Here is an 11700-nt window from a genome sequence, read left to right as displayed (position 1 = left end):
TCTTTTTTATTTCCACAATTACTACACATCTTTGTAGAAGGAAACCATTTATCTATTTTTACAAGCTGCTTTCCTTGTTCTTGTAGCTTATATGCTAAAAATGTCGTGAACATCCTCCAACTGTTATCCGCTACACTCTTACCGAATCTAAATGCTCGTGACATTCCTTTCATATGTAAGTCTTCGATTGCTACAACGTCAAAATTCGTAGCTAACTCTTTAGACTTATGATGAAGATAATTTTTACGTTGATTGGCGACCTTTTCATGCAATTTCGCTACACGAATGCGTTGTTTATTCCAGCGCTCTGAACCTTTCACACGTCTTGCTAATACTCGTTGTGCCTTCGCTAATTTCTCTAACATCTGACGATAAAAGCGAGGATAATTGGCTTTCTCATCTTCGCTACTCACGTACAATTCAGCCATTGCGAAGTCTAATCCAACTACACGTTCTACTTCTTTTGGAGTGATTTCTTTTTCATATTCGGTCAAAATAGACACGTAATACTTACCAGTAGGTGTCATCGAAATCGTACACGATTTGATGATATGTTTTGGCGGGATTTCTCTATGTTGCTTCAGTTTCACCATTTTCAACTTTGGTAATTTGATATAACCATGAAATAACATAATATTTCCGTTTACTCGATTCGTTGTATAGGATTTTCTACTCTTTTTACTTTTGAATGTAGGAAAATTACTTTGACCACTAAAAAAATTCTTATAAGCAGTTTGCAAGTTTAATTGCGCGTTGGCCAATGCCAATGAATCAACTTCTTTCAACCATTCATACTCCAATTTGTATTTTGCAGGAGTATGAAATTTTTGCTTCTTCAGTTCTTCCTTATTCGCTTTGTGTTTTTCATATACTTCCTTTCGTTCAGCCAGCATTTTATTATATACAAAGCGTACACACCCGAACGTTTTACGTATGAGATGTGCTTGTTCTTCTGTTGGATACAGACGAAACTTGTACGCCTTATTCCGCTTTGTCATATCCATTCACCTCATTTTCCGCTTCATTTTCCATAAGCTATGACGGTGATCACACAACCTGAACACTACAAGATTATTATCTACTTTCATTGTTATACCAAAATTCCCCTCTTATAAGACTGATTATATCAGAGGCGAAATAAAAAAGGGAAACAATCGTTCGGCTACACCGAACCGAAATTCATCTCCTACCTGCCGCTAGACTATCGTCTTTCACACACCTGAGGAAGGAGACTTCTTTCGGATAATATGTTAAAAAACCGATATTCCCTATATGGAAAAGATCGGTTTTTAAATATTTTATATAATGAGTTTTCCTCCATGATAACAATAATACGTTGCTGCTTTAAGGTTCTTAATTCTCTTTAAAGATTCTTCCGCTTTTTCTATATCTAAACAAAAATTCGGATTAGCTATTACTAATTCACAATTTTCTTGAACGGCCGCATCCCCTGTAATTACACAGTTTGAATTCGGAAAATATAATGAAATATGCCCCGAAGTATGTCCTGGTGTCGCTACAATTTGACATGTGTCATTCAAAATCATTTGACCATCATATACTTTTTCATCGACGGAAACATGTCTTATATTTTTTAATTGTTGTATAAACCATTCACCAAATTCTTTCTCTTCAATTGGCATACGTTGTAACATGTCTTCTGCTTGAACTAGTCTCTCCGATTTTATATCACCATTAATGTAGTGGGATTCAATTTCACTAGCAATAATATTCACGTGAGGATATTTCACTTTGAAATCATATAAAGATCCTATATGATCGTCATCATAATGAGTAATAATTATATTTTTTAAGTTTTTCATCTCATAGCCATGTTTTAAAATTGCATCCTCAATTAAAGGTGAAAAATTGATATAACCTGTATCTACTAAACTTAATTCATTGTTTATTATAATTAAGCTCGGATAAATACATTGTTTTGCCCCGTTAAATTCAAATTCAATTGGTAGTTCTATTATCTTCATTTTTCTTCCCCCATACCTGTTATTAAATGTTTAATAATATATAAATCATCCACATACATTTTACTGTACATACTTATGTAACGAAACTCTGTAAGTCATTACATAACCAACATTCTATTATTTTGAACAGGTAATTCCTTATTTTTATGGAAATATACAATAAGAAAACCAATACAATTGATTATTTCCTCACTTCTTTGTCTATCCTTTTAAAAAATCTATGTTTTTGTAAAAGGAGTGTTTATATGGAGAAACAGACTCTTTGGAAAAAATTCAAAAAAAGCTCGGCAAATCTCGGTAAATCTAGCGTGTATGAAAGTATTATTTTATACTACACAATGAGAAAAAAAGAGTTACCTACTAAAGCGAAATTCATCATATTAGCCGCTTTATCCTATTACGTATTAACAATCGACTTCATTCCAGATATAGCTGCTATTATTGGGATTGGCTTATTAGATGATGTTTTAGCAATCGCTATAGCGCATAAATTTGTAATGCGCCATGCAGATGCTGAAATTCGAGAAAAGAGTAAACTAAAAATGGAGTCATTATTTACTTCAGCACATGTATAATTAAACTATCTAGCCATTTACCTAGCTTTTCACTTTCAAAAAAAGCTAACTTTAATTATTGATAGTTCTATTTAACCTTCATCATGAGAGCATTACAGAATAAATTCTTACTTTCTCTTAGCTCTAAAACCGTAAACAAATAGGGTGTCAGCACTTGTTCCTAAGTTCTGACACCCTATTATTTATTCTTATATCTAATAGAAAGTAAATCCTTATGGTAACGTATATGAAGTTTAAATGTAAACTCAAAATAATCTTTGCAGAGCTTGATATTAAGCAGAGTAATTTTGCAAAACGTTTTGGAGTTGATGACACTACTCTTAGTGCAATTGTTCGTAATTGTACCAAACCTCGTTTTGATATCCTCCACCATAGTCGTATTGTTTACTTTGAAACATAACCATCAATTCTGGTCATCCTCAAAGCTCCTGACTCAGAAAATCAAACCCCTAAAACGAAAACCTTAAAGTACTAATAGTATTACATACTAGCTATTAATAACTAATATTATATAAAAGGTATATTTTTATTCTTGTTTAAACAGTTGCATTTTATACCTTATCTTTAATTAAAAACTAATTCCAAATAATCTTCCTTCGTTATTCTCACGATCATCTAAAATTATTACAATTTCGCTGTCATGGATTTCGTATAAAGTACCATCTTTTCGTCGCGGAATATCATCTTCTAAAGCCGTCAATATATACTGTATATCTTTGTCTGAACATAGTTTTCTAACTTTCTCAATATACTTTATCTTTTTAGTATCTGACATTGATTCCAAACTACCATCATGATAAACAAATTCATAAAACCTATTATCGTGATAATTAATAAGAATAGCTAAATCAAAGCATACACACAACATCTTTCTATATGAATACCCCTCAGATTTCGATGTTAACTGTTTATCATCAATCCCTACAATTTTAGCTTTAAAATCTACATTTTGCGATTTGTTAATTTCGTAATATAATATAGCTGTCTCATTTAAGATCTCACCAACCAATTTAGAAAAATCAAGTTTAATTTTCTTGAATAGCTCTACCCCGTTTTTTAAATGTTCCTCAATCTCCTCAATCTTTTTCTCTTTACAACTAATTTTTATTTTAATATCTTCGTCCATCTTCTTTAGAACATCAAAATTACTAATTTTATTTAACAAGTTACTTATTTCATTCTCAATCTCTACTAATTCCATTTGAAATGCTTTAAACTTTGCAAAAGAATCCTTCTCTTTTAATATCGAAAGTATATTATTCCGTTGATTATTCAATTCTAAAAGATTTACATCTACTTCTCTAAGCTGTTCTTCTAATTCTTTTAGATTCTCTAATAAAAAACGATTTCGTTCCTCAGTAATATCACTATTAAATTTTATTAAATCTTTGTATTCCTTCTTCAAATCGTTCGGAAATAAAACCTTCATTTCAGAAAACAAATCCTTAATTTTTTGAATGTTAAATGGAATACTGTGTTTTAACGATTCTTTAATTTTTTGAACTTCATATCTTAATGTATATTCCTTACTATTAAGAGTAGAAATTTTAGTTTCAATATCTTCTACTAGTTCTCTATTAAGATCCCTTTCTTTTAAATAAAAATCAAAATTATCAATTTTATCTGCAACAAAATTCTTTTTAATTTCATTTATTTCTAATAGAGATTCAATTTGATTTAAATCATTCAAGCTAATTTTTAATTTCTGTTCCATCTCCTGAAATAATTTTTGTTCCTTTACAACATCCGCTTCAAGAATATATTTTTCTTTAATCAAACTACCATTGAAACCCAATAAATTGGCCATTGCTGGTTTCCACGAAGAATCATTTCCCTTGAACTTAGATAACTTAAAAACTTCGTCATAATCATATTGACTTCTTAAAAAATAATTAAGATACTGTCTGTAGTTATAAGGTAAAATTTCATTTATTCCCCAATATTGATTTAAAATATGCTTTGGACTTCTATTTACATCCGTAGATGTAAGAGGAACATCCTTATAATCCCAATTAGTACAATCCCGAAAGTCTTGGTTTCCTTTTTCATGAAACTTTAATGAAATCTTTGTGTTATTCTTAACGCTGCGTTTAATAGTGATATAGCTATTCTCAGATTTCTTTAATTCCATAAAAAAAGTATAGGTTTTAAACTTTTCAGGGTTATCTTTCAAAAAACTCCCTCGTTTTAGTTCCTTAAGAAACATAAAATCAATTAAATTAATAAGCGCACTCTTACCTAAATTATGGGAATCAGAATCTAAGTTACTTTTATTTATTACTCTCCCCATAATGATATTCAAACCATCTGAAAAGTTTATTTCTCTAAATCGTTTATTATCAGAATATATCTTTGATATTTTCATTTATTAACAACTCCACGTTATCTGATTGCTTATCATATCGAATGACATCAAAAGAGAATAAAAATGTAAGAGATAAATTAAAGAGTTCCTTTATATTTTCTTCTTTTAATTCTCGACATACTAAGTTATATATCCCATCATAAGAATACACTTTATGTGTCTTTAGTACCTGGAGAATGTTATAACTTATATTAACTATAGAAAGCTTTAAATTCATGTATTTATGTGGCCGTATCATATTTTTCACCTATATCACAGTTATAGTACATAAAATGTAAGAATACCCATATTAACGCTTTATCAAAAGTCAATTGGTAATTTGCTCTTTCAACTATATACGTATAAATTGCATCAAAAATTTTTTGAAAAGCAGAAAAATCACTTCTATGACAAACAATTTTATTATTAATTTCACGAGCAGTACTCAGATATTTTTCTAAGAATTTTTCATTGGTAGGATCTTCAAGAAAAAATTTTATTTTTCCAAAATACATCATGCTATTTTTTTTGATATACTCAAAATAATCATTTGACAAATTATTAATATTGTTTTTAATTTCTATATGCGGGCGTTTAAAATCATTTGTTATTTTTATTATGTCTGCAATTTCTTCAATTTCTTCAGTGAAACATTCTATAATTTCTTTTAAATCATTTTCATAAAATCTTATAGGGTGTGGATTAAAATTATACACCTGCGTTGTATTAGACTCAATTATATCTCTTCCTGCTGATCTATTATTATTACCAGCTATTAACTGTAGTATTCTCTCAAACATTTTTCATATCATTTCCCGCTGTTTTGTTTTTCTTACCCAAAACAACTTGTTTTCTTGAACTATTGTTATTAAAATTATTAGAAATTTTAATAACCTTACTTGCAACAAATATACTTATAAATAAAGATATTATTGAACAAACACCCGCAATAACATTAAACAGTTCCATAAATTCGCCTCCATAAAAAGTTAAAATGAACCATTTCTAAGTTTCTTTATACTCCATTTAATTATAACGTTTTATGAAAATAAATGAACTATTTTTTCCAATTTATAATTCTTTTTTACATTATATTACTTTTGTAACACCCTTCTTCGCTAAAAACTGTTTTGCATGATCTGTAACCCGGTATAATAAACGTAATCATCATCTTTCGTAACTTGCTCCAGTAGCCCTAATTGAGCGAGTTGTCCCAACCACATGTCAAACTGCGTAATTAAAATTTCTCCTCTTACCTGATGCGTAGCTCGCAAGATAGCTTCGGAACCTTTCAATCTATGCCTCTCGTACCTTTACTATTTCAAGTGCTTGTTGCTCCGTAAATCCTTTTTGACACGAGTGCATCAAAATGCACTTTGAATAATTTAGACATTTCACGTTGCATTCTAAGCTGTATCGGTAATACCTTTACAAAGTTGTCCAAAATTATTTCCAGTTCAATATTTGTTTATTGTTTATTAGGTTCACTCATCTTATTGCACCTTCAAATGTGCTTCAATTTCCGCTAAAACTTAGTCAATCCCTTCAGGAATCAGTACATGTTTCCCGACAGCTAGCTCTATATTTGGATCAGAAAATTCACCTATAATTTGGTGATAACCGTTAGAATTATATTTTTGTAGAATAACAGATTCACCCTCTACGAAAATCTCCATCGAATCCTTTACTTGAATACCTAATGTGCAACGTAATTCCATTGGAACCACAATTCGTCCTAATGTATCTATGTTACGAATAACACCAGTTGATTTGCAATTAATTTCAGAAAAATTCCAGAAAAGGGGTTATTTTATAAAAAAATCCAATAAAAGTACAGGTATTTTATACAGTTACATGCGTCCCCCTATACAAAACTGCTATTGCCACTACTATAAGAATCATCCCCATAAAAGCAGGTGCAGCATGACCAAGTGATACATAGATTTGCCCTCCAATCATTGGACCAATCATTCTTGCCAAAGCTTGAATAGATTGGCTACCGCCTTGAATCCTTCCTTGTTCACTAGAATCGACAGACTTTGAAAGCATCCCATTGAATGAAGGCCCGAAAATTGAGTCACCAAAACCAAACAGTAACATCCCAACGATTAGAAGAGGATATAAGGAAAATAAAGCAGATGCTGCAATAAAACTATAGCCAATAATTTCCGAAACCATCCCAAGTATTGCTATTTGTTTATCACTAAGCTTAATTAAAAGCTTTGGCATTATAAAAGCTTGTGAAATGATGTCTTGAAATCCCATAATCGAAAACATAAGTCCGATTAGTGCAGGCTTCCAGCTAAAAGTATCCATCGTAAATTGTGTGAAAATTGCTTGTAAAGATCCGTTAGGTATCCAAAGTAAAAACGCTGAGATAAGTAACCATTTTAAACTTTTCATAGAAAATATGTTCGCCAGCTGTACAAAAGGATTTAACCTTACAAAAGTAATTTCTTTTAACCTATTATTTTTGTCAAGACTCTCTGGCATATATTTCATCCCATATAGAACATTTAATAAAGTTATAAGCGCTCCAAAATATAAAGGTACAGAATGACCAAACTTTGCTAGTAATCCCCCAAGAGTTGGTCCGATAATGGTTCCTGCACCTACCACTGCACTCACCCATCCAAAGTACTTCGTTCTCTGTTCTGGAGGGATGATATCTGCAAAATATGCAAAAATTGTACTGATACTCCCTCCTGTTATTCCTTCTATTATGCGTCCAGCAAATAGTACCCATAAAGCCCCTCCTATACCAAAAACTAAGTACCCAATTGCAGAACCGAAAAGGCATATTAAAAGTAATGGACGACGGCCATATTTATCGCTCAAAGCTCCAAGTGCAGGAGCCGCGAAAAACACGCAGACCGCATAAACAGAGGTCAGTAGCGTAACAACTAGAGCCTGTTCTTCCAGACTACTTATATAAGGCTCCACTAAGAATGGCACTACTGGCATGATGATACTGAAACCTATACCACAAAGAAATACAGAAATAAGGCCAAATATTAAAGCATGTTTATCTATGTTTTTTTCAGTTTCAATTTCATTTTGTGATCTAAATATAGACATTTAACTTCTCCTCTCAAAACATTTTGTTGCTTTGTCAACAAAATGATAACTCCACTTTGTTGATTAGTCAACAAAAATTAAATAATAAAAAGGTAGCCTGTTCACGGGAAGGCTACCTTTTTATTATTTAAATATATCTGACATTAACAGGGAAATTTACGACTTAATATGTATACCTTGTTTCTTTATTTCTGCATCCAGATGCCTACTATACTTTTCCACGAAGTTAATAATACTATCGAATTCCGCCTCGGTTACTTGCTCAAATACAGCTTTATCCCGCTGTTGAAACTCATTGTGCAACTCCTCGTGAATTATATATATTTCTTTCCCTTGTTCAGTAAGCCTAAAATAGATTTCTTTTTTATTCTCTGATTTCTGGTAACTTTCGATAAGGCCTTTGTTTATGAGCTTCTTAGTCATTCTACTTATTGCACCGCGAGTCACATAAAAAGCCTCTGCAAGTTGTGTCACGTTAGAATCGGCATTGTTTTCAATGTATTCAATACAATGTACTTCAGAAGACTTAAAACCTTTAAGACCTTCTTCCATTTTATCCTTATTAAGCCAAACCATCTTATTATATAATTCCCTGAAACCGTTCATGACCTGTTCTTCCTTGTTCATGGTCTTTCCTCCTAACAGCTCATTCATACTTTAAAACCATTATATTAAATTTCTGTTTCCGTTTCGACAATATTGATATAATTATTTGAGCTATCTATGAAAGTAGACGATAAAATATAATAATTCACTATACGGAAAATAAAACATGTGTATTATAACATGCCCTACACGGTAGATAAAAAATAAGAGCTAAGATTAGTTGTCTTAGCTCTTATTCCATAAAATTTATCCCGCTTTAATGGGCAGTAAGACCCCCACCTCAAAATTCAGCGAAAGCAAAGAAGTTAGGTGGGGATCAACTGCCCATTAAAGTCCGATTGGTGAGGGCTGATAATCAGTGGGGGATGAAGAAACCCCCCACTGATTAAAGTTTCACTTTATGTTTTTTAAATACTATTTCACTTCATTGGCTACAAAAAATTGCTCACAAACACTGGAAATGCGCTGCAAGTCTACGTTTCCACCAGATATAACCGCGACTACCTTTTTCCCTTTAATATATGGATCCACTTTCCCTGCAAGTAGAGCAGCAGTAGCTAATGCGCCAGCCCCTTCTACAACAGCTTTACCGCGTTGTAATAAGTCTTTCATCGCTACTTCTAATTCACCTTCTGATACAGTTACAATATCATCTACTAATTCTTTTACTATTTCAAAAGTTAAATCGCCTGGTATTTTAACTGCGCAACCATCTGCTATAGTAGGTGCCTCATAATGTTCTACAATCGTACCTTTGTCATAAGAAGCCTTCATCCCATGAACATTATCTGCTTGGACACCAATAATATTAATGGATGGATTAAAAGATTTTAATGCTACAGCAATTCCAGAAATAATTCCACCACCGCCAATTGGTACAATGACAGTATCAACATCCCACATATCATCAAGAATGTCCAAACCAATTGTACCTTGACCAGCCATTACCTCTACATCATCATATGGATGTAAGTATGTTTCGCCTGTTTCCCTAATAATCTCCTCACATTTTGCCTTCGCATCATCAAAAGTTTCACCATATAAAATCACTTCTGATCCATATCCTCTAGTTGCTTCAACTTTCGCCTGAGGGGCAGAAATCGGCATCACAATTTTACTCTTAATACCAAGTAAATGAGCAGATAAAGCGACTCCTTGCGCATGATTACCAGCGGAACAAGCGATTACTCCTCTCTCTTTTTCCTGATCTGTCAGCTGTGACATTTTATTAAATGCACCACGGAATTTAAAAGAACCCGTTAATTGCATATTTTCTAATTTCAAGTGAATTTCTCCGCCTGTTTTACTAGTCAAATAAAATGATTTTACTAGTGGCGTTTTACGAGCATTTCTGTCTAAAATGTTTTGAGCTTTTTTAATGTCTGCTATATGTAATGGTAGCTTTTCAGTTATCATACTAACACCTCTTCTAATGATTTATAATCTACTGTTTGTCTCATTCCTAAGTTTTCGTAAGTAATAACCCCATTATACGCAACCAACTACGTTAAAAAACCATTTCTCATATATGTACGTTATTCTTTAAAGTACACATATGCAAACAATTCAACATCCTCTTCATATCACGTTCTTTGTAATGATTCAGGCATGCAATTTGGATCCAGTTATTCTTTTGTAAATACGCTGATTCATAATGGACGATATATCCTTGTAACGCCAACGCATCGCCTACATCTTTAGAAGACTGACCTTCTTTTAATTGAATGGTAAGTATGATTGCCGCAGCATGTTCTTTAGGTGAAACAAGTTTTAAACCCATAGTAGTTATAGCTTGTTCAATATATGCATACGTCTCTTTTATTTTTTCAAATGCCTTTTCATCATCAAATCTTTTTAAGGCTTCTTGCAATGCATACATTAAATTCCATGAATGAGAATATGGAATACTGTCATTTTCTTCGTACATGCCAATGTCCATATAGGCCGGTAATGCCTCATTTACTTTCACATTGTGATTATAAAAAACGAAAGATAATCCAGTAAACGATTTAATTGCCTTTCCACTAACACCACTTGCAAAATATACATCATTCAAATCTATCGGTATTGCTCCAATTGAGCTAATGCAATCTACACATAGTTTCACTTTATACTTTTTACATAAAACGTTTAGTTCGTCTAAATCATTTAACATTCCAGTTGATGTTTCATGGTGAACAAACCAAAGCCATTCATAATTGCCAGTTTCCATTATTTTTTCTAATTCGGTATAAATAAACGGTTCTCCCATTTCTTTTTTATACGTATCAAAATGTAATTGCGCGCGTGCTGCATGTCCAACTAATCTATTACCAAATTCCCCATTTGTTAATACTAGTCCTTTCCCTTTTAAAGAACGTAACTGTATAGCAATCGCATCATTTGCTAACGTCCCTGTTCCTAACAATATTTGCACACGTTTTGCTTTTGTCATTTGCAGTAAACGTTTTTTCACATTTTCCATTGTCACTTGAAATGACTTAGAACGATGCGAAATAGGCCTAGTAGAAAATGCCTTTCGAACATTTTCTTCAATATCTACTGGACCTGGTAAAAATGTATATTCTTTCGTCATTATCCCTCCAACACTCGACTCTTCAAACATAGCAGGTGTAACATACATTGGCTGAAAGGCTGCTTCTTCTGAACCAACTAACGTATGGAAAGACTTGAATCCCATTTGCTCATATAAAGGTAGTTCACGTGTTGTCGCAGAAATGAGTGCCAATTCATATCCATTTAGAAGCAAATAACGATGTAAAAAGCGAATTAAACCTAATAATGCTCTTCCATTTCGGTATTCACGTTCTACTGAAAGTAAACGAATTTCATATACATGTTCTCCATGTTCTTGCAAATACAAATCTAGATTTGCAATTTTATAGTCTAATGAGAATGGTCGTTTTCCTCGCAATGCAACCATACCTACTAACTTATCGTCATCTAAACAAATTAAATACGTATTTTCATCATGAAAACGATCAATACGAACACGCTCTTTCGTTTCTTCGTGTTGCGGAATTTCTTCTACAAATGTTTTATAATTCAATTTATGTATACGTTCAAATTCCCAATCTTGATCGGCAACTTTATATATTAACCCCATGCCTTC

General features: G+C 32.4%; 13 protein-coding genes. 1 reads left to right on the top strand and 12 read right to left on the bottom strand.

The window, feature by feature from the left end; genetic code table 11:
* Together BAQ44_RS19085 and BAQ44_RS19075 are read right to left on the bottom strand one after the other, a co-directional pair.
* The coding region (locus BAQ44_RS19085) for an RNA-guided endonuclease TnpB family protein (RefSeq protein WP_071722978.1) at positions 1-998 on the bottom strand (998 nt) is incomplete at its 3' end.
* 300 nt (positions 999-1298) lie between these two features.
* Positions 1299-1985 carry an MBL fold metallo-hydrolase gene (locus BAQ44_RS19075; protein WP_071722976.1) on the bottom strand — a complete coding sequence of 229 codons (687 nt, stop codon included), beginning with the start codon at positions 1983-1985 and terminating at the stop codon, positions 1299-1301.
* Between the two features lie 245 nt (positions 1986-2230).
* Here BAQ44_RS19075 and BAQ44_RS19070 point away from each other — a divergent pair, with 245 nt between their 5' ends.
* A complete protein-coding gene (locus BAQ44_RS19070; protein WP_071722973.1) occupies positions 2231-2560 on the top strand; it encodes a YkvA family protein in 330 nt (109 codons plus the stop codon).
* Positions 2561-3128: 568 nt separating this feature from the next.
* On the opposite strand, the gene BAQ44_RS19060 is transcribed toward BAQ44_RS19070, so the two are convergent.
* The 10 genes from BAQ44_RS19060 to BAQ44_RS19015 all read right to left on the bottom strand — a co-directional run bounded on the left by BAQ44_RS19060 (position 3129) and on the right by BAQ44_RS19015 (position 11694).
* Positions 3129-4925, bottom strand: a complete 1797-nt coding sequence (locus tag BAQ44_RS19060; protein WP_071722968.1) for a DUF2326 domain-containing protein — start codon at positions 4923-4925, stop codon at positions 3129-3131.
* The gene (locus BAQ44_RS31835) at positions 4900-5142 is read right to left on the bottom strand and encodes an ABC-three component system middle component 8 (protein WP_390827925.1); all 243 of its coding nucleotides are present in this window, start codon (positions 5140-5142) and stop codon (positions 4900-4902) included. The genes BAQ44_RS19060 and BAQ44_RS31835 overlap by 26 nt, the downstream gene beginning before the upstream one ends.
* Positions 5143-5146: 4 nt before the next feature.
* Positions 5147-5704, bottom strand: a complete 558-nt coding sequence (locus BAQ44_RS19050) for an ABC-three component system protein (protein ID WP_071722964.1) — start codon at positions 5702-5704, stop codon at positions 5147-5149.
* The gene (locus BAQ44_RS30905) at positions 5697-5873 is read right to left on the bottom strand and encodes a hypothetical protein (protein WP_161491763.1); all 177 of its coding nucleotides are present in this window, start codon (positions 5871-5873) and stop codon (positions 5697-5699) included. The genes BAQ44_RS19050 and BAQ44_RS30905 overlap by 8 nt, the downstream gene beginning before the upstream one ends.
* Before the next feature lie 149 nt (positions 5874-6022).
* Positions 6023-6178, bottom strand: a complete 156-nt coding sequence (locus tag BAQ44_RS19045) for a hypothetical protein (protein ID WP_249024746.1) — start codon at positions 6176-6178, stop codon at positions 6023-6025.
* A gap of 258 nt (positions 6179-6436) precedes the next feature.
* Entirely contained in the window at positions 6437-6631 is a 195-nt protein-coding gene (locus BAQ44_RS19035; protein ID WP_327824660.1) for an AbrB/MazE/SpoVT family DNA-binding domain-containing protein, read from the bottom strand.
* Between the two features lie 115 nt (positions 6632-6746).
* Positions 6747-7982, bottom strand: a complete 1236-nt coding sequence (locus tag BAQ44_RS19030; RefSeq protein WP_071722962.1) for an MFS transporter — start codon at positions 7980-7982, stop codon at positions 6747-6749.
* 156 nt (positions 7983-8138) lie between these two features.
* Positions 8139-8609 carry a MarR family transcriptional regulator gene (locus BAQ44_RS19025; RefSeq protein WP_061676301.1) on the bottom strand — a complete coding sequence of 157 codons (471 nt, stop codon included), beginning with the start codon at positions 8607-8609 and terminating at the stop codon, positions 8139-8141.
* A gap of 393 nt (positions 8610-9002) precedes the next feature.
* Entirely contained in the window at positions 9003-10004 is a 1002-nt protein-coding gene (gene tdcB / locus BAQ44_RS19020) for a bifunctional threonine ammonia-lyase/L-serine ammonia-lyase TdcB (RefSeq protein WP_063261047.1), read from the bottom strand.
* Between the two features lie 106 nt (positions 10005-10110).
* Positions 10111-11694, bottom strand: coding sequence for an aminotransferase class V-fold PLP-dependent enzyme (locus BAQ44_RS19015; protein ID WP_071722960.1), 1584 nt, complete (start codon positions 11692-11694; stop codon positions 10111-10113).
* Positions 11695-11700: the final 6 nt, after the last annotated feature.

The organism is Bacillus mobilis (genome assembly GCF_001884045.1).
GTDB classification, from domain to species: Bacteria; Bacillota; Bacilli; order Bacillales; family Bacillaceae_G; genus Bacillus_A; species Bacillus_A mobilis.
The sequence above is the reverse complement of the archived record's forward strand: the minus strand, read 5'-3'. Positions and strand labels throughout refer to the sequence as shown.